Origin of the sequence: uncultured Pseudoflavonifractor sp. (genome assembly GCA_904419835.1) — a bacterium.
GTDB lineage: Bacteria > Bacillota > Clostridia > Oscillospirales > Oscillospiraceae > Pseudoflavonifractor.
The window spans coordinates 25816-45052 of sequence record CAJFTA010000010.1; the positions used below are offsets into that span (position 1 = coordinate 25816).

The 19237-nt window shown below is 62.5% G+C and carries 16 protein-coding genes, 1 CRISPR repeat array and 1 riboswitch; of the genes, 1 reads left to right on the forward strand and 15 read right to left on the reverse strand.

From position 1 onward, the window contains the following. Nucleotides 1-123 precede the first annotated feature (123 nt). From cobT to QZY67_RS03045, 12 genes are all read right to left on the reverse strand, one after another. Nucleotides 124-1185, reverse strand: a complete 1062-nt coding sequence (gene cobT / locus QZY67_RS02990) for a nicotinate-nucleotide--dimethylbenzimidazole phosphoribosyltransferase (protein WP_295368469.1) — start codon at nt 1183-1185, stop codon at nt 124-126. Beyond that, the gene (locus tag QZY67_RS02995; protein WP_295368470.1) at nt 1182-2558 is read right to left on the reverse strand and encodes a cobyrinate a,c-diamide synthase; all 1377 of its coding nucleotides are present in this window, start codon (nt 2556-2558) and stop codon (nt 1182-1184) included. Before QZY67_RS02995 ends, cobT begins: the two co-directional genes overlap by 4 nt. Beyond that, complete coding sequence (gene cbiE / locus QZY67_RS03000) at nt 2555-3769, reverse strand: precorrin-6y C5,15-methyltransferase (decarboxylating) subunit CbiE (protein WP_295368471.1); 1215 nt, start codon at nt 3767-3769, stop codon at nt 2555-2557. The genes QZY67_RS02995 and cbiE overlap by 4 nt, the downstream gene beginning before the upstream one ends. A 26-nt stretch (nt 3770-3795) precedes the next feature. Continuing rightward, nucleotides 3796-4542 (reverse strand): precorrin-6A reductase, encoded by a 747-nt coding sequence (cobK, locus tag QZY67_RS03005; protein ID WP_295368472.1) that lies wholly within the window; start codon nt 4540-4542, stop codon nt 3796-3798. Between the two features lie 27 nt (nt 4543-4569). Then, nucleotides 4570-5313, reverse strand: a complete 744-nt coding sequence (gene cobJ, locus QZY67_RS03010) for a precorrin-3B C(17)-methyltransferase (RefSeq protein ID WP_295368473.1) — start codon at nt 5311-5313, stop codon at nt 4570-4572. Nucleotides 5314-5355: 42 nt separating this feature from the next. Continuing rightward, complete coding sequence (locus tag QZY67_RS03015; RefSeq protein WP_295368474.1) at nt 5356-6384, reverse strand: cobalamin biosynthesis protein; 1029 nt, start codon at nt 6382-6384, stop codon at nt 5356-5358. Beyond that, entirely contained in the window at nt 6381-7139 is a 759-nt protein-coding gene (cobM, locus tag QZY67_RS03020) for a precorrin-4 C(11)-methyltransferase (RefSeq protein ID WP_295368475.1), read from the reverse strand. The genes QZY67_RS03015 and cobM overlap by 4 nt, the downstream gene beginning before the upstream one ends. Before the next feature lie 18 nt (nt 7140-7157). Beyond that, nucleotides 7158-8312 carry a cobalt-precorrin-5B (C(1))-methyltransferase CbiD gene (gene cbiD / locus QZY67_RS03025; protein ID WP_295368476.1) on the reverse strand — a complete coding sequence of 385 codons (1155 nt, stop codon included), beginning with the start codon at nt 8310-8312 and terminating at the stop codon, nt 7158-7160. Between the two features lie 86 nt (nt 8313-8398). Next, nucleotides 8399-8582: riboswitch (cobalamin riboswitch) on the reverse strand. Nucleotides 8583-8894: 312 nt separating this feature from the next. Beyond that, nucleotides 8895-9584 carry a deoxyribose-phosphate aldolase gene (gene deoC, locus QZY67_RS03030; RefSeq protein ID WP_295368484.1) on the reverse strand — a complete coding sequence of 230 codons (690 nt, stop codon included), beginning with the start codon at nt 9582-9584 and terminating at the stop codon, nt 8895-8897. Between the two features lie 160 nt (nt 9585-9744). Then, a complete protein-coding gene (locus QZY67_RS03035) occupies nt 9745-10011 on the reverse strand; it encodes an HPr family phosphocarrier protein (protein ID WP_294532474.1) in 267 nt (88 codons plus the stop codon). Nucleotides 10012-10068: 57 nt separating this feature from the next. Next, on the reverse strand, nt 10069-10872 hold the full coding sequence (locus tag QZY67_RS03040; protein ID WP_294532471.1) for a histidinol-phosphatase HisJ family protein: 804 nt from the start codon (nt 10870-10872) through the stop codon (nt 10069-10071). A 224-nt stretch (nt 10873-11096) separates the two neighbouring features. After that, nucleotides 11097-12767, reverse strand: a complete 1671-nt coding sequence (locus QZY67_RS03045) for a recombinase family protein (protein WP_295368478.1) — start codon at nt 12765-12767, stop codon at nt 11097-11099. Nucleotides 12768-12930: 163 nt separating this feature from the next. On the opposite strand from QZY67_RS03045, the gene QZY67_RS03050 reads away from it, so the two are divergent. Beyond that, entirely contained in the window at nt 12931-14370 is a 1440-nt protein-coding gene (locus QZY67_RS03050; protein WP_295368479.1) for a hypothetical protein, read from the forward strand. 140 nt (nt 14371-14510) lie between these two features. Here the strand turns inward: QZY67_RS03050 and QZY67_RS03055 are convergent, their stop codons facing one another. From QZY67_RS03055 to QZY67_RS11925, 3 genes are all read right to left on the reverse strand, one after another. Continuing rightward, on the reverse strand, nt 14511-15368 hold the full coding sequence (locus QZY67_RS03055; protein ID WP_295368480.1) for a PP2C family serine/threonine-protein phosphatase: 858 nt from the start codon (nt 15366-15368) through the stop codon (nt 14511-14513). A gap of 21 nt (nt 15369-15389) precedes the next feature. Next, nucleotides 15390-17306, reverse strand: coding sequence for a hypothetical protein (locus QZY67_RS03060; RefSeq protein WP_295368482.1), 1917 nt, complete (start codon nt 17304-17306; stop codon nt 15390-15392). 315 nt (nt 17307-17621) lie between these two features. Further along, nucleotides 17622-19006: a CRISPR direct-repeat array (repeat unit 33 nt; unit sequence GATACAACCCGCTCCCCTCACGGGGTCTGCAAC). 70 nt (nt 19007-19076) lie between these two features. After that, nucleotides 19077-19226: an IS3 family transposase gene (locus tag QZY67_RS11925; protein ID WP_366448931.1), complete on the reverse strand. Its 150-nt coding sequence runs from the start codon at nt 19224-19226 to the stop codon at nt 19077-19079. Between the last annotated feature and the right edge of the window lie 11 nt (nt 19227-19237).

Genomic DNA, 19237 nt, shown 5'->3' on the forward strand with positions numbered 1-19237 from the left:
AACTTGTGGCCGCAGCGGCCAAAACCACCCCCGCTGTGCAGGGGTGAGGGGGGTATCAAAACCGTTGTGCCGCCCAAGGCGGCGCGGCGGTTTTGTATCCAGGGGGGATTTTCCCCCCTGGAGTTACGTCAAAGGCTGGTAGGCCTCGATCTGCTCGTCGGCAAAGGTGGTCATGCCGTCGTACACCGCCAGGGCCATGTCCAGCAGGGGCATGACCGCCGCCGCGCCGGTGCCCTCGCCCAGGCACATGTTGGCGTAGAGGAAGGGCTTCAGGCCCAGCTCCTCCAGCACCATGCGCCCGGCGGGCTCGTTGGAGGCGTGGCTGCCCAGCATGTAGTCCACCGCGGCGGGACACAGCCGGGCGGCGGTGAGGGCCGCGGCGGAGGAGATAAAGCCGTCCACCAGCACGGGGATGCGGCAGGCCGCGCCCCCCAGGAACACGCCGCACAACCCGGCCAGATCCAGGCCGCCCACCTTGCTCAGCACGTCCAGCGGGTCGGCGGGGTCCGGCTTGTTGACCTGAATGGCGGTCTCAATGGCCTTGATCTTCCGCTCCAGTCCGGCGCTGGAGAGGCCCGCGCCCCGGCCCGTCACCTGTTCGGGGGGGCGGTTCAGGAACACGGAGGCCAGGGCGCTGGAGGTGGTGGTGTTGCCGATGCCCATCTCGCCGGTGCCAATGAGGCCGTAGCCCTTGCCCTTCAGCTCCCGCACCATCTCTATGCCGGTCTCCACCGCCTGCACGGCCTCCTCCCGGGTCATGGCCGGACCCTGGGTCATGTCGGCGGTGCCCCGGCGGACATTGTACTGCCGGATGCGCTCCCCCGCCACCGGCCGGGCCACACCGATGTCCACGGGGATGACCTCCGCCCCGGCGGCGGCCGCCATGCGGCAGACGCTGGTGTCGCCGGTGGACATGTTCTCGGTGACAATAGCGGTCACCTCCTGGCCGGTCTGGGTGACCCCCTGGGCCACCACGCCGTTGTCGGCGCACATGGCGATGACGGCACGCTTACCCAGCTTCACGGCGGGGGTGCCGGTCATGCCGGCGATGCGGACCACCGCCTCCTCCAGCAGGCCCAGGCTGCGCAGAGGCTTGGCGATGGAGTCCCATCGCTGCCAGGCGGCGTCCATGGCCGCCCGGTCCGCAGGGACAATGGCTGCAAGTGTCTCCTCCAGAATGCTCATACACGCTCCTCCTGATATCTGGCGCATGCCCACACGAAGCGGCGGGCCGCCTCGGGACAGGCGCGGAAATGAAAATGGGGAAATCCTGCGTACAGGGTGGGGGTGTGCCAGGCGCAGTCCCAGCCCCGGCTGCCGCCGGGCTTCTGGGCGCGGAAATCCGCGCCGGGCTGCTCGCTGTCCCAGTAGTGGAACTCGTGGGCCGGGAAGCCCTCCCCTGCCCGGCACAGCAGGCCGTCCTTCCGGGCCGTCAGGGACACATAGCCGAAGCGGCCCAGCTTTCCGGTGCTGCGGGCCGTCCATGGGAACACCCCGGCCAGGGGCTGCTCCGCGCCCCCGCTGTCCTGCAAGTACGCATGTAAGTAAAGGAACCCGCCGCACTCGGCCACAGTGGGCATGCCGCCCGCCACGGCGGAGCGGATGGCGGTTAACATTTCCGTATTCCTGGCCAGTTCCCCGGCGAAAATCTCCGGGTAACCGCCGCCCAGGTAGAGGCCGGAGCAGCCCGCCGGCAGTCCTCTGTCCTCCAGGGGGGAGAAGGGAACCAGCTCCGCCCCCAGCTTCTCCAGGGTGTCCAGGCCGTCGGCGTAGTAGAAGCAGAAGGCCCTGTCCCTGGCCACGGCGATGCGGGGCCTGCCGGGCACAGGGGGCGGGAGAGGCTCCGCCTCAAATTCCAGGGCGGGGGCGGACCGGGCCAGGGCCAGCAGGCCGTCCAGGTCCACCGTCTCCTCGGCCTGAGCGGCCAGAGCGGACAGCTTCTCCTTCAGATTGGCCACCTCTGCGGCGGTAACCAGCCCCAGGTGGCGGCTCTCCAGGGCGCAGTCCTTCCGCTCGGGGAGAAAGCCGTACACCTTTACACCGGTCTCCGTCTCAATGGCATCCCTCAGCCGGGGGTAGAGCGTGGGGGAGATCCGGTTGAGAATCACCCCGGCAATCCCGCTGTCGCTCCGGAAGTCTCGGATGCCCTTCACAGCCGCGGCGGCGGAGAGGCCCATGCCCCGGCCGTCCAGCACCAGCACGGCGGGGGTGCCTGTGGCCTTGGAGAGGTGGTAGGCGCTGGCCCTGGTGCCCATGGCCACGCCGTCGTAGTACCCCATGACTCCCTCGATGACCGCCGCGCCGCAGTCCCGGCCGTTCTCCCACAGGAGCTGGCGGGCCAGGTTTTCCCCGCAGAAGAACAGGTCCAGATTGCGGCTCCTGGCCCCGATGATCTCGCTGTGGAACATGGGGTCAATGTAGTCCGGGCCGCACTTGAAGGAGGCGGGGGACAGCCCCCGGTTCACCAGGGCCTGGAGCAGGGCGCAGGTGACGGTTGTCTTGCCTCCGCCGCTGGCGGGGGCGCAGAGGAGCAGCCGGGGCAGCGCTCCCCCGCTCATCCCTGCCCCTCCCCGGAGATGAGCCACACCGGGTTCTGGGCGTTCATCATGTGGTAGGGGCCCACGGCTCTGGCCTTGCTGACGGCAATCTGGGCGATCTCCACGTTGGCCAGGCCCATGCCCTCAAAGCACCGCATGGCCTCCCCCAGGGTCTCCAGGGTGATGGCGGCGGCCACCACACGGGCGGCGGGGTTCCTGCGGAACACGATGCCCAGAATCTCCCCCAGGCTGCCCGAGGTGCCCCCCAGGAACACCCGGTCGGGGGCGGGCAGGCCCTCCAGGGCCCCCGGGGCCTCCCCGGCCACCAGATGGAGGTTGGACACGCCGAACCTGGCCTTGTTCTTGGAGAGAAGCTCCAGGGCCTCCTGCTTTTTCTCAATGGCGAACACGTCGCCGTCGGGGATGGACCGGGCGCACTCCACCGATACAGATCCGGTGCCCGCGCCCACGTCCCACACCTTCTGGCCCGGCTCCAGGCGGAGCTTCACCAGGGCCAGGGCCCGGACCTCCTCCTTGGTCATGGGCACGTCCCCCCGGAGGAAATCGTCGTCGGTGAGGGAGGGGATATAGGCCCTGCCCCGGTCGGGGCTGGGGTTGACCGCCAGCATCACGGCCAGCGGGTCGAACTCCTCCTCCGCCAGCTCCTGGGCGGCGCCGTAGGTAATGCGCTCGTCCTCATAGGACAGCCGCTCCCCCACCCAGACGCTGACCTGGCCCAGGCCCCGGTCCCGCAGGCGGGCGCACAGCTCCGCCGGGCCGTTGTCCCCGCCGGTGAGGAAAAAGGTCTTGGCGTTCCGGCCCACCTCGGCGGCGGCGTCGCAGCTGCGGCCGTGGGCGCTGACCAGATGGACGTCCTGCCAGGTGGTGTGAATCCGGGCGCAGAAGTACACCAGACTGCTGATTCCGGGGATGGCGATGACCTCCCGCTCCTCCTCCAGGAGGGGGTAGAGGTTCTTGGCGCCGCTGTAAAAGCCCACGTCGCCGGACAGCAGCACGCCCACGGTGCAGCGGCTGTCCTGGCTGAGGATGCAGCCGGCGATCTCCTGGGCGGGGATAATGGCCTCCGTCCGCTTACCCTTGTCCTGCCAGGACTCCAGCAGACGGGGCGCGCCGATGAGCAGGTCGCAGGCGTCAATGGCGTCGGCGGCGTCGGCGGTCAGGGTACCGCCGTCCCCCATGCCCACGCCAATCAGATAAACCGGGCTCTTCATGGCTGTCTCTCTCCTTTATCTCTCCATTAAAATGCCCGGGACAGAAATTCCTCCATCTCTTCCAGGCTCAATCCGGTCTCCCGGCAGGGGCGGTCGATGACCAGCAGGGCCGCCCCCACGTCCCGGGCGGCGGCGGCCTTCTCCCAGAAGCCGCCGGTCCCCCCGCTGGCCTTGGTGACCATCACGCTGATGTTAAATTGCTCCATCATGGCAGTGTTGAGCTCCTTGGAAAAGGGGCCCTGCATGCAGATGATGTGGGCCGGGGGGAATCCCAGCTCCAGGCAGCGGTTCAGGGAGTCCGGAGCGGGCAGCACACGGGGAAATACCCGCTCCCGCAGACCGGGGACTGCGTAGCAGTCCAGCTCCTTGCTGCCGGTGGTGAGGAGGACGTTGCCCTCCATGTCCAGCAGCATCTCCGCCGCTGTTTTGGCGTCGGGGGCGTGGATCCAGCCCTCGTCCTCCGGCGGGCCCTCCCGCACCAGCCGGAGATAGGGCACACCGGCCTCTCCCGCCGCCGCCTTCAGATTGGCGCTGACCACGGAGGCGTAGGGGTGGGTGGCGTCCACCGCGTAGTCAAAATGACCCGCCGCCAGCAGGGCTGTCATGCCCGCCTGGTCCAGCCGTCCCACATGGACGGTGACACCCTCGGTCTCAGGGGCCAGGGTGCCGCCGTACTCGGTGGCGGCGCAGTAGGTCACCTTGTCTCCCCGCTCATCCAGCCACTGGGCCAGCATGCGGCCCTCGGTGGTGCCGCCGAAGAGCAGAATTTCCACGCTGATTCCTCCTTCTGTCCGGGATGCTTACTCCTCCCGGGAACCCACGCCCCGGTAGCCCCGGGGGGTGACCATCCTGCCGTTCAGGTTCATGGTGGCGCTGCTGCCCACAAACACGGTGGTGAACATGTCCACCTTCTCGTCTCTCAGATCCGCCAGGGTGAGGAGCTTGCTCTCCTCCCCCTCCCGGCCGATGTTGCGCACCCAGCCGCACACCGTGCCCGGGTCCTTGACCTTCAGCAGGATGTCGCAGGCCCGGCGCAGGTGGTCGGGGCGGCTGTGGCTCATGGGGTTGTAGATGCACAGGACAAAATCCGCCTCGGCTGCGCAGGTGAGCCGCTTTTCAATCCGTTCCCAGGGGGTGAGCAGGTCGGACAGGGACACCACGGCAAAGTCGTGGGTCAGGGGCGCGCCCAGCACGGCGGCGCCGCCGCAGGCGGCGGTGATGCCGGGCACCACCTCGATGTCCACCGGCGGATAGTCCCGGGCCACCTCGTAGATAAGGCCCGCCATGCCGTACACGCCGGAGTCGCCGGAGCACACCATGGCCACGTCGTGGCCCTCCAGGGCGGCCTCCACCGCCGCCCGGCACCGGTCTACTTCCTTGCGCATGCCGGTGGAGCGGTACTCCTTGTCGGGGAACTCGTCCTGAATCAGGGCCACATAGGCGGTGTACCCCACCACCAGGTCGCAGGCGGCCAGAGCCGCTCTGGCCCGGCCGGTCAGGTCGGCGCCCGCGCCGGGGCCCAGGCCGATTACGGTCACTTTCATCCAAAAACCTCCACACGCGCCCTGGGGCGCGGCATTTTCTTTTTAATCAAATGTCAGCCGCAGGGGCAGCAGGGCAGCCGCCACGGTGACGCCGCCCGCCGCCCGCTTGGGGATGACCAGCCGCCCGCCGCCCAGCACGGCGGCGCGCTCGCACACGTTGTCCACTCCGGTGACCCCCTTCACGAAGTCCGAGGGGGTGAAGTCTCCCTCCGCCCGGAGCAGCTCCTCCGGGCTGTAGCAGTTCAATTTCCAGCCCCGGCGGGCGCAGAAGGCCAGCAGCCCCGCCTCGTCCTTCTTCAGGTCGATGGTACCCACTCCGGCCACCGCTTTGGGGGAGAACCCGTGCTCCGCCAGGGCGGCGTCCACGGCGGCGGCAATGGCCTCCTCGGTTGTACCCCGGCGGCAGCCGATGCCCAGCCGGAGCACCCGGGGTACCAGCCGCAGCCCGTTCCCAAAGGGCAGGGGGTCCGTCTTTGCGGTGACGGAAAAGCCGATGCTTGCTTCTCCCTCCGTCACGCCCCGGGGCAGAGGGCCGTCCACCGGGAAATCGCTGGCAAAGCCCACCTTCTCCCCGGCAAGGAGAGCGGCGGAGACCGCCTTGGCAGCCGCTCTGTCCTCCATGGCGAAGCCCTGCCGGGCGGCCCACTGGTCCACGGCGAAGAGGCCGTTGACGTCGGTGGCGGTGGACACCGCCGCCTGTCCGCCGGTGAGGGCGGCGATGCGCCGGGCCAGGTCGTTGGCGCCCCCCACGTGGCCGGACAGGAGGGGCACCGCCCAGCGTCCCGCCTCATCCACCGCCGCCACAGCCGGGTCGGTAAACTTATCCTTCACATGGGGGGCGATGGCCCGGACGGCGATGCCGCAGGCCCCCACGAAGATGAGGCCGTCTGCCCGGGCAAATGCCCGGGCCGTCCAGTCCGCCAGGCTGTCCATGGCGGGCAGGTCCAGCTCCGCCGCCAGCCGGGCGGGGACGGACAGGGTACATTCCTCCCCCTCCGCCGCCAGCGCCGCCGCCAGCCGCCGCCCCAGTGCTGCTCCCCGGGCGGTGAAGGCGGCCATGGCCAGCTTCATCCCTCGGTCCCCTTCCGGCAGCCGTGGGTGAAGGCGGGGTCGTAGAGCTTGGAGCGCTCGTACTCCGTGCCCAGGAAGCCGCCCACGGTGATAAGGGCGGTCTTGGTGACGTGGTTGGCTTTGGCGGTCTCAGCCAGGGTGGACACAGTGCAGCGGTACACCTTCTGGTCGGGCCAGGTGGCCTTGTACACGATGGCCGCCGGGGTGTCGGGGGCATAGCCGCCCTTCATCAGCTCCCTCTCCACATCCTCCAGCAGCCCGGTGGACAGGAAGAGCACCATGGTGCAGCCGTGGGAGGCCATCTTGGCCAGGGCCTCGCCCTCGGGTACGGGGGTGCGGCCCGCCATGCGGGTGATGATAACAGATTGTGATACATCAGGGAGCGTATACTCCGCGTTGAGGGCCGCGGCGGCGCCGGAGAAGGAGGACACGCCGGGGGTCACGTCGTAGGACACGCCCATCCTGTCCAGCTGGTCCATCTGCTCCCGGATGGCGCCGTAGAGGGAGGGGTCGCCGGTGTGGAGCCGGACGGTGGTCTTGCCCTCCCCCTCGGCCTGCTCCATAACGGAGAGCACCTCCTCCAGTGTCATGGACGCGCTGTCGTACACGGCGCAGCCCTCCTTGCGGCCCTCCAGCAGCGCCGGGTTCACCAGGGAACCGGCATAGATGATCACGTCGGCCTCGGCCAGCAGCCGGGCGCCCCGCAGGGTGATGAGGTCGGGTGCGCCGGGACCGGCGCCGATAAAGTGTACCATATCAGTGAGCCTCCGTTTTTATGTTCTCTCGTTTTGCTCCGCCCGGTGGCGCGCCAGCAGCCGCGCCGCGCCGGGGGTCTGTCCCAGAATGCCAAACCGGTTGGAAAAGAAAATGGCCTCGATCTCCATGTCCGTCCCCGCCCGGGCCTTGAGCCGCCGGTCCAGAGCCGCCGCCAGAGAGGCCGTCACGTCCTCCAGCAGGCCGGCCTCCTCCAGCAGCGCCGCCGCGCCGTCGGTGGTGGGGGCCTCAAAGACCCGCTCCACCAGGGCCCGGTCCCCGCCGCACAGGGCGGTGTGGGCGGCCATGGTCTCTCCCCGGCCGTCGGCGGTGCGGGAGTGGGTGTTCATAATGCCCGCCGCCACCTTCACCAGCTTGCCCAGGTGGCCCACCAGCAGGAGGGATCGGAACCCCAGCCCCCGGGCGTGGTCGATAGCCTCCCCCACATAGTTGCTGCACAACGCCCAGCGGTCCAGCTTCAGGCCCAGCACGTCCCGGGCAAAGTCCTCGCCGTAGTTGCCCGGGGTGACCAGCACGTCCTCCCCGCCGGCGGCGTACACCAAATCCAGCTCCAGGCGGACCGAGCGGATGAGGGCCTCCTCGCTCATGGGCCGGACGATGCCGCTGGTGCCCAGGATGGAGATGCCTCCCTCAATGCCCAGCCGGGGATTGAAGGTGCCGCCCGCCAGCCGCCGGCCCTCGGGTACGGAGATGACGGCCCGCAGCCCGCCGGACGCGCCCGCCGCCCTCAGCGCGGCCTGGGCCTGCGCCCGGATCATCCGCCGGGGGGTGGAGTTGATGGCCGCCGCGCCCACCGGCTGGTCCAGGCCGGGCCTGGTGACCCGGCCCACGCCCTCTCCGCCGTCGATCTCCACGCCGGGGATGCCTGTCCGCTCCACCCGGGCGAAAATCAGGGCGCCGTCGGTGATGTCCGGGTCGTCGCCCCCGTCCTTGCGGACGGCGCAGGCCGCCCAGCCCGGCCCGGCGGAGAGCTCCAGCAGCTCGGCCTCCACCGGGATGCCCGCCGGGGTGTCCACCCGGACGGCGCTCAGCCTCCGCCCTGTGAGCAGCAGCTCCGCCGCCCCCCGGACCGCCGCCGCCGCGCAGGTGCCGGTGGTATAGCCGCAGCGCAGCTTCCTGTCGCCCACATCAATATAGTGTTCCAGCTTTGCCATAGCGCCTCCTGGGACCGGCAGACAAAAAACGGGCCCTTCCCAATGGAAAGGCCCGCGTTTGACGTATGCCAGTACCCTCCACCTCAGAGTACGTACCAGACTTCGGCAGGTCTCCTGGCTTACGCTTCATCCTCCAGCGTCCCTTCTCGGCCCCGGGCCAATGGACTGACGCTCTCGTCTGCGCTTACAGTAGAGGTAAGACTGCGCCGGATTTTCACCGGTCTTCCCTGTTAGGCGGCCTTGCGCCGCACCGTGTCCGAACTGTTCTATTCAACTCGTTCCGATATCCGCCCCGTGGGGCGGAACAAGGCGGGACAGCCGTGGAACCGAAGGAATAAAAACGGTTCCCGCTTTCATCCTTCTAAACAAAATTCCTTCCGGTCCTCACCTGTTTTTTAGCATATCACAAACGCTCCCGCAACGCAAGACCATCCTCCCTTTTTACCAAAACCCCTTCTTTTTCTACCAGATATAGCCCTCTGTCCTTCGGCGGAGGCGGAGATGCCTGCTTCAGGCAAAAAAGCGGGAGAGCCGCGCTTTCACAGCTCTCCCGCCCCACCGGCGCTGTATGTTCTTTTCGGCTCAGTAGCCGGCGCCGGCCGCGCTCTCCCCGGCGGAGGGGCCGGCGATAATCTTGATGCCCGCGCTGGCGCCCAGGCGGTTGGCGCCGGCCTCAATCATGGCCACCGCGTCCTCATAGGTGCGGATGCCGCCGGAGGCCTTCACCCCCATCTCGGGGCCCACGGTCTGCCGCATGAGGCGCACATCCTCCACAGTGGCGCCGCCCTTGGAGTAGCCGGTGGAGGTCTTGACAAAGGCCGCCCCCGCCTTCTTGCTGACGGTGCAGGCCTTCACCTTCTCCTCGTCGGTGAGCAGGCAGGTCTCCAGAATGACCTTCACCCCCGCCTTGCCTCCGGCAGCCTCCACCACGCCGGCAATGTCCCGCTCCACCAGGTCCCAGTCGCCCGACTTGATGGCGCCCACATTGATGACCATGTCCACCTCGCGGGCGCCGTTGGCCACGGCGTCCTTGGCCTCAAAAGCCTTGGCTTCGGGGGTCTGGGTGCCGAAGGGGAAGCCGATGACGCAGCAGGGCGTCACGCCGCTGCCGGCAAGCTGCTCCGCCACATAACGGATGTAGGATGGGTTGACGCACACACTGGCAAAGCGGTGCTCCTTGGCCTCGTCGCACACCTTTTTGATGTCCGCCGCGGAGGCCTCGGGCTTGAGAAGGGTATGATCGATGTAGGCGGCGAGGGACGCGGGGTCCAGATTGCTGTGCTTGTTCATTTCCACTGCCATTCATTCCTTTCCTGCGACGAAATGCCTGCCGCGCCGCTGTCCAGGCGGCGGCTTCCCGTACGTTTGACTTTATTTAAGGATATCATACCCCCGGCGTTCCTTTCAAGGCCAGCCGTCCATTTGCGGAAATTTATCTTCCGCAATCGGTCAGAATCTGGGCCAGGGTCTCCACGGCCTCCTCCTCGTCCTCGCCGTCGGCCGAGAGGATCACCTCTTCCCCCTGGGCCAGGCACAGGGCGAGAAGCATAATGATGGATTTCCCGTCCGCCCGGCTCGCTTCACCGGCCCGCTGGATGCCAATCTGCGACTTGAACTTCCCAGCTTGGCTGACAAAGTCGGCGGCAGGCCGGGCGTGAAGCCCGCTCTTGCTTTGGATGGTAATCTGTTTGGCGTACATGCCCCAGTCCCCTTTCTCCCATTATTTCAATCATGGAGCCCCTGTCCCGCCGTCAGGTCACAGCCTGATGGGACAGGGTCTTCTCTGCCGGTACACGGTGCAGTATTTCCAGCCTGAGTCCCGCAGCAGCTGGCACCCCTCGTCCAGGTGATCCCCCAGCCACTTGGGAGTGTGGGCGTCGGAGCCCACGGTGACATATTCCCCGCCCAGCTCCCGGAAGCGCCGGAGAATGGCCGCGGTGGGGGTGGTCCGCTCTCCCATGCCGTACCGCCAGCTGGCGGTGTTGACCTCCAGGCCCTTGCCGTCGGCCGCGGCGATGCGGAGGATCTCGTCCACCAAGTCCCCGTACAGACTGTCGTCCGGCACGTAGGGCGCGTAGCGGTCCACCAGGTTGAGATGCGCCAGCACATCGTAGTCCTTAAAGCGCTTTATGCAGGAGAGAACCTGCTCATAGTACTGCCGGAACACCGCCTCGACCTTGCAGGCCGGGTCCCGGGCCATGTCATCAAAGGTGCGCTCCGGCGTGGCATGGAAGGACGCCAGAATAAAATCATAGGCATAATCCCTGGCGGCCGCCTCACAGCGGGCCATGGTGTCCCCCGGCAGAATGCCCATCTCAATGCCCTTGAGCACCTCCACCCGCCCGGCGTACGCCTCCGCCAGGCCCTCCATGGCCCGGTGATAGGCCTGTGTGGGCTGTCCGGTCCGGTGGACCGGATTGGGGTAGTCCGGGTTATAGTGGTCGGTGATGGCAATGCCGGCGATGCCGCGGCTGATGGCCGCCTCGGCCAGCGCCTCCATGGGCGTTTCAGAGTCGGTGGAAAAAACGGTATGCATATGCATATCGTAAGGTCGGAACATGGCTTGTATTCTCCTCTCGGCGGCACAAAAACCGCCATAACATTTCTTACTCCTGTCAGAGGGTAGTATACCGCATGTTCCGCTCCTCCGTCAAACAGAAGAGGCAGCCGATTACGGGTCTTCTTTTGTGCTCAACGGCGAAAACCGGGCACGCGGCGTTGAGCCGCGCGCCCGGTTTTTATGGGATGCTTCTTTTCCCGGCTGTGGATGGGAGCAGTGCGGGATTACTGCATGCCGTTCTCGTAGGCCTGGATCATCTTCTTAAACGTGTGACCCGCACGACCTCTGAGACTGGTCAGATATTTGTCCGTAGTCTCCCCGGTAAAAATCTTGATCTGGAGCAGCATAGAGCCGTCCTCCTGGGGGGTGGCAAAGATTTTGTCCACATAGGTATCCACAAACTCCTTGGTCACCATCCCGTCCGCCGCGTGGGCGGACGCCTCCCGCAGCACCTTGCGGAGCTTGGCGATGTGGGCCTGGAAGTCCTCCGCCGACTCCCGCTGGGAGGTGAGCCCTGCCAGCTCCTCTCTGGCCTTCTCCAGCTCGGCGGCACACTGCTTGTTCATGGACAGAAAGTCCTGGTCCGACAGCTCCCCCAGAGCGTTGAAGGTAAGCAGCTTCTGCTTCTTCTTTTCCACCGTCTCGATGGTCTGCTCCAGCGCGGCGATCTGCCTGTCCAGTTCACCCCCCTGGTCCAGAGAGCGGTACATCTGGATATACTCCTCAATAAGGGCATCGATGTCGGCTTCGTTCTCCTGAAAGACTGAGAACAGCAGAGGCTTGAGTTCCTCCTCATAGATGGGAAAGGAGGGACAGGAGGCCGCCCCGTTCTTGATCTTACCGGAGCACACCCACTTGCTGTTTTTCTTTCCGCTGCGGTCCACGCTGTCCCGGCGGTAGTAGGCCGCTCCGCAGTGGGTGCAGTACAGCTTGCCGGTGAGCAGGTTCTGGTGGTTGCAGATCCCCTGGCGGTTCTTCACGTCCTCACTGCGGCGCTTGAGCACCTCGTTAGCCCGGTCCCACAGCTCCTCACTGACAATGGCAGGCACGATCTCCCCCGTCTCATCCTTGAACATCACCCACTCCTCCGGCGGGAGGAACTTCTGTTTCTTGGTGAACAGGTCGATGACCTTCACCTTGTTGCCCACATAGTAGCCCTTGTACTTGGGATTGGAGATCATCCCCGACATGGTGGTGTGGGCAATCTTTTTTCCGTTGTGGTTCCGGTATCCCTTTTCCCAGAACAGGGTCTCAATCTGCTTCATGGAATACTGACCGGTAGCATAGCGTTCAAACAGCTCCCGCACCATAGGGGCCTCATCTTCGTCAATGATCAGCCGGCCCTTCTCCTTCTGGTAGCCGAAGATGCGGCTGTTGCCCAGCACCACGCTGTTTTTGATGGCCTGCTGATGTCCGAATTTGACACGGCTGGAGAGCTTGCGCAGTTCATCCTGGGCAATGCCCGACATGATGGTCAGCCGCAGTTCGCTGTCCTCGTCCAGGGTGTTGATGTTGTCGTTCTGGAAGAACACTCCCACCCCGGCGGCCAGCAGGCGGCGGGTGTACTGGATGGAGTCCAGCGTATTTCGGGCAAAGCGGGTAATCTCCTTGGTGATTACCAAATCAAACAGCCCCTTCTCTCCATCCTCCACCATGCGGTGAAAGTTTTCCCGCTTCTTGGTGGTTGCGGCGGACAGGCCCTCGTCGATATACCCCTCCACAAAGGTCCAGGCCGGATTGCGGCTGATGTAGTCCCGGTAGTAGGAAATCTGATTGCCCAGGGAGTTGAGCTGCTCGTCCGACTCGCTGGACACGCGGGCATAGAAGGTCACCCGCAGAGGCAGATCGTAGATGGTGCGGGTCCTGAGCTGCTGGCGCGCGCTGTGGATGTCCATGGGTTATCCTCCGAAGTTCGTTTAATCATGTTCTTATTATAAGTTGATCAAATATAAAAGGCAAGCGGATATTCATGGACCACTTTTCCTGCTTCAGGTAGTTTTAAAATTTACCTTGTAGTTTTGTTCTGAAGCCCTATAATGGAGAAAAAGGAGGGATATGATGGATGGGTTAGTACGGGCCAAAGTTGCGCTTAACGACGCCAACTTTTGGTATGATATGGAATCTCGTTTGGAGAAGCTATGTTCTCGTTTTTATAAATTATGTCAAGGTGAAAAACCACGCCAGGCATTGATTCGAGTCTACAAATGGACTGCATCCACAGACAAAGTTTTAGAATTCCTTTCAGCCCATCAGCCAAATACCGTCTGTTCGTTAAGCAATGACCCACCTGCGATCACATTTGCTCCACGCCGCGATCAGGAAATTGCCTGCGATTATATCTGTGTAGAATATAAGCAGCTCTATCTGATTCCCAAATCTAAAGCTTTTATCAAACGGTACACATATTTTGAGATCTACTATGACGGACACATTGTTTCTTGTCTGATGGATCTGCCCACATTCCATAAGAATGGCCCGTTTGAATTGTTGGACATGGATCCAACGGAATGGGCCCACGCCAAATTGCAGATAAAACTGTGGAATAAACTGCTCCGACCTAATTTGGAAGATTTGGATGAAATCGCTGATATTATACCAAGCAATTTTGCAAAGCCCTTTTACAAGCGGTTATCTCAATACGGCGAAAGCAAGACACCTGCCGAATCGCTCCAATATCCACAGCATGACAAGATTATTTGGCCCTTGCTCACCTATCTTCATTTAATGCAGAACTTGCCGCTCTTGCCAAAGACACAGATCCCATGTTGTATGATCAACTATGTATGTCCTGGAAAATATAAAGACTTTGCCGAACAACTGGCCTCCTATCTTACAAAGTGCCTAGGCACAGATCCAATTATAACAATGCCCCTATCCCGATCATCCAATTACTTTAAAAGAAGCGACGAAAGGGATAAACCGGGTGCCGCTGAACCTTATCTTTTTTTGTTGGAACGTATTAATAGCTCCCAATTACAGGAAGCCATCACGGATCTTGAGCAGTACAAACGCAGTCGATCTCGCAAGTGGGACACCCACCCCTTTTTAAATGCAGTTCCCATTTGCGTTGGAGAAAACCCTATTCCCAATAGTTTAGTTATAAATATCCATGTACCAAAAGATTTTGTACTACCCGATTCGGATATTATAAAATCTGGGTTCCTGTATTTTGGGAAGGCCCTGTATAAGTTCCGCGACAAATATAGGCGTCAAAAAAGTAGGCTGAAAAAGTATTATCAGAAAAAAAAGGACGCAATCGATGCCCTCTTAGATGAGCAGGCGCCTTCTTTTAAACAATCTTCCCTGTATCCATTAAGCATCTGGTTTATGGTAATGTATGGAGCAAAGAACTTTTCCAAGAAATCTCTTATAAAGTCTGAGGAAAATAATTGGCTCCAAACATGGATAGATTCCTGGTCTCAGGAGCAGCGCACTTTAGAAGACGAAGTCCAAGAGAACGAATATTCTCCAGTATATCCTGTACCCTGGGCTGTATAGATAAAGCCAGTACACAGTATTTCATTCATATAGCACAGTTAAAAAAGCACATCCTGTACCGGAGAATCACAGATTTCGGTACAGGATGTGCTTTTCATTTGTGACGGATGGTATTGCCGTTTGGCGAGAGCGGATTTGCGCTATCTTCCCCACTGCTTCCGGATACGGCGCAATGCTCTGCGGCGGCGGTTTTTGTTTTGGGTCGCAACGCCGAAGATCCTGCTCTGCTCTCTGGGCGTCAGACGCTCCCACCGGCCGAAGTGTTCACCAGCCCGGCTCATCACAGCCAAACTGCAGTCATCCGTGGTGCGGGCAGCAATGTGCTGCTCCAGGACCGTGTGAAGCATGTCCCCGCTGACAGTCGGCTGCAGCAGCTCGGACCACTGGAGCATGTGCCCCAGCAGAGGCGCCACACTGGCGGTCCGCTTGTGGTAGAGCGCCTGCTCACAGCCGTCCGACATGAGGACGAACCCCTCCAGAGCGGCCTGGGTTCCTTTCAGTACCCGGGCCGTCTGCGCTGCCGAGCGGGAGGTGACAAAGACGGTGGTGTTGGTAAACTCCCCGTTGCAAGGGCGGGAAGCCACCAGCAATTTCCCCGCCTTTTGGTATGCAATCACCCCGTCTCCCACATGGAAGAGCAGATAGCGGTCACCACACACCGCCACTGCCAGCAGGGTGCACGCAAGTTCCGAAGGCTTCGCCCGGTAGAGGGCGGCCTTTTCCGCGATGGCCTCCTGTACCTGTTCCACAATCCACTGGCGCATGGCCTGGGGCGTGGGGGAGGCGTACAGCGTCTCAAATTCCCTGCACAGTAGGCGGCAGGCGGTCTGAACGGCACACTCCGCCCCCAGATGGGAGAGGGGAGCGGAGCCGGCGCCATCTGCCAGTGCGATGGCGGTGACGCCGTATTCCGTCCGGCGGACAGTGCGGTCCTGTCCCAGCTGCTGGCGCAGCCGGTGCCCTCTGCCGGTGCAGGCTGCCATGAGTGTGTTCCACATGTGAGGTTCCTCCTTTTTCGCTCAGGCAATCTGGCTGTCGGCGCTGTTCTGGTTCAGCATCCGCTTGAGCTGGCGGCATCTGGGGCAGGTCTGGGGGAGAAAGAACCCCTTGGAGCGGTAAAAGTTCTCCTCCCCCTGGCTCAGGTCGAACTCCTCCCCGCACATCTGGCAGATGCGGCGCTGACTCACCTGCCGGGGCTGTTTCCCGCCCTCCTTCAGGCGGTTCGGGTAGATTTTGCCCGACTGCTCGTCCTTCCCCTGGAGCGCCCCAGTCTCCAGCAGCTCCAGGTACCGCCGGAAGACGGACAGCCAGGTGGAGACAGGCAGCCGCTTTTCCTCGGCGTAGAACCGCCCCTCCTTTTGGAAGGTGCCGTGGAAGTACTGCTTGATGTACAGGGGCAGATGGCTCCACTGGTAGCGCCAGGAGCCTTCCGGCACACCACAGCCGTGGTTATCCCCGCACGGATAGGGGAAATTTCCCTCCCGGATGGCGGTCTCCATGCTGTCGCCCCCCTGCTGGGCATAGGGCGCCTTGCCGGGCAGCATGAGCATGAACAGCAGCGTTGCCACAGCAAAGGCCTCGTTTCCCGGCGTGCGCAGCTGCTGAGAGAGATGCTTGCCCAGCAGCTCCGGAGGGAGGAACGGACTCTTTCCCACCGGGCAGGGGTAGCCGCCCACCTGGTAGCTGTCGCAGTCCACCAGCCACACCTCACTGGGGGACACCATGAGGATGTTGTTCAGGTTGATGTCCCCCAGGAGCACCCCGGAGCGGTGGAGCAGCTGGAGCTTCTCCAGGATGGTGACGGCCAGCCTCGCCAGCTCCGCCCGCTGCCCGCTGGGGAAGTAACGCTGGACGCTGTTCTGGTTCAGCAGGCAGCGCTGGAGGGAGGTTCCGGCCGCTCTGAGCATCCGGTAGCCCACGAATTCCCCCTGCGTGTTGCACAGCAGCTCCTGGGGCCAGCAGATCCCCTGCTCACGGATGGGAGCGGTCACCATGAGCCGGAGCTTGTCCCTGCGGGCGGCGGTGCGCTTTTCCGGGTGGTAGAGCTTGGCCACCGTTCCGTCTCCCAGGTCGTAGATAGTGCCCTCTCCGCCCTGGCCCAGCACGTCCCCCAGTACCAGCGTGCCGGAGGTACCGATCACCTCGTCTCCGGTGGTGGGCAGCTGGGTCAGCGGCAGGATCTGCTGGTCATCCTCCACCAGCGGCGCGGGCGGAAAGAAGCTGCAGCTGCTGCCGCTCTGCCTGGCATCCGAGTGGAACCGGGACAGGTAGCCGTACTTGTTGATGCGCAGCACCAACACCTTTTTGCCCTGGACGGAGTTGAGCTGGTTGAGCCCCATGAGGTCGGTGGCCAGGTCCTTGTCCTGCGTGACCACCAGCAGGCGGTTCTTGGTATGGAACTGGGTGGCTGCAGCGAGAAGCTGGTGGTCGCCGAAGGTCTCGCTGTTGCCTCCGTAGACGGCCAGCAGTCCCTCCCGGTGCAGCCTGTTCAGCCATCCGGTGGCGGTGCGGACAGGCTGGGCCAGCTCCGGCTTTTTGTCTGCCAGCTGCCCCATCTCCCGGAGAATGCTGCCCGGGATAACGAGCTGCTTGCCGGTGCGCCGCAGTATGGGGAGCATGTGCTCCATCCAGGCGGAAAACTGGTAGTGGAGCAGCGAACAGGTGTCCACCAGGACGGTGTACTGCTCCACCGTGCGCTCCAGCCGCTCCTGGGCCTGGGCGCTCAGGCCGTCGCTCTGCTGCTGGAGATAGTGCTGAATGGCGCGTACCTCATCCTTGCTCAGGCTTTCCCGGGTGCTGGAGATGCCGCAGCTGAGCAGGAGGACGTCCATCGCCTCAGGGGTCAGGTTCATGGCGGTGCTCAGGTCAAGTTTGGTAAAGTACTTCATAAAATCCTCGCTTTCTTGGCCGGTGGCCGACTGTTTTCTTCCTTCCATATTTACTCCTGCCCGGAGACGGAGCGTTCAGGGATGCGCTGAAATTTTTTCAGGGCTGTCTCCCTGTGTTACATTCTCTGCCCGGAATCCGGCCCATTCAGAGCTCACAGCGTATTTTGTGCGAACCTCTGAAAATGGGGAAGAAATCAGTGCCTGCACGCAGGGGGTTCGCACAGGAGCAGGCACAAAAATCAGCTCCGTATTTTGTGGAGTATGCTCACTTCCCCTTGTAATATGGTAAAAATTGTGTTATGATAAAACATACGGGTTGTATAGCATCGCTAAAAAATTTCAACCGGGTTGTACGCTTTTGCCGATACAACCCGCTCCCCTCACGGGGTCTGCAACATCGGCATCATGAACATCATGCTGGTCACCGTCACCGATACAACCCGCTCCCCTCACGGGGTCTGCAACACCGCAGTGTGCTTCCACTCCAACCACGAGGGGGCGATACAACCCGCTCCCCTCACGGGGTCTGCAACTTATAAAGAATCCATTGGATTTGATGACTTTACCGATACAACCCGCTCCCCTCACGGGGTCTGCAACACAGCCCCAGTTATACGATACCGGTTGCCCTTGGATACAACCCGCTCCCCTCACGGGGTCTGCAACTCGGACAAGTCGATGGATTCATCCCCCGCTCCAGCCGATACAACCCGCTCCCCTCACGGGGTCTGCAACTTCAAAATGCCTGGCGGTTGCTCTCCACGCTGCCGATACAACCCGCTCCCCTCACGGGGTCTGCAACGGGGGAGGCCCACCCGGCACAAATTGCCAATGCGGATACAACCCGCTCCCCTCACGGGGTCTGCAACGATACTTTTTGATGTTATTCCAGCTATCGACCACAAGATACAACCCGCTCCCCTCACGGGGTCTGCAACCTTTCCAAGCCATAGCAAACATGACCTCAGAAGGATACAACCCGCTCCCCTCACGGGGTCTGCAACCCATACTACCTGGATGCAGTACACAACCATAATGATACAACCCGCTCCCCTCACGGGGTCTGCAACTCCATCAGACTGGTGGCGATGAGAGCGGACTTGGATACAACCCGCTCCCCTCACGGGGTCTGCAACCAAGCGCGCCCGCCGTATCCTTGCCGACATCAAAGATACAACCCGCTCCCCTCACGGGGTCTGCAACCATCCTTTGGAGAATACAGAAAGATCGGATGTGCAGGATACAACCCGCTCCCCTCACGGGGTCTGCAACTATTCAGGTCTTGCATTAGTGAGAGGTTTAGCGCGATACAACCCGCTCCCCTCACGGGGTCTGCAACCCCCCAAACTCTCTACAGACGCAAGTACAGTATTGGATACAACCCGCTCCCCTCACGGGGTCTGCAACCATTTTTCCCCGTGTGTAAAATCGTGTGCAAAAGTGATACAACCCGCTCCCCTCACGGGGTCTGCAACGGGTCGGCGTAGATAACGGCGTATTTCTTTTCCGGGATACAACCCGCTCCCCTCACGGGGTCTGCAACATGCGCTTGCGCCCAGTGGCTTTGTTGATCTCCTCTGATACAACCCGCTCCCCTCACGGGGTCTGCAACGGGTCATAAATCTGAGTATAGATATCGCTCAGGCCGATACAACCCGCTCCCCTCACGGGGTCTGAAACTTTCCTCTGCGGAAGCAGCGAATGCCTTCCATGTGAATGCAACCCACTCCCCTCACGGGGTCAAACGAAAAAAATCCCCGGTACCACGGATTATTGAAGTGACCCCAAAAAGTTAGACAATATTTTTGAAGAAATTGTTCAAGCAACCGAAAGGGCTTGTTGTCTGTGGAGAGCAGGCGGCAAGCCCTTTCGTTTCATCCTGATTCTGCGGTTATTGTAGTAATCCAGATAGTCCACCAGTTCCTGCTTGAGGTGTTCCAGGGAATCGAATTTCTGCAGGTACAGCAGCTCACTTTTGA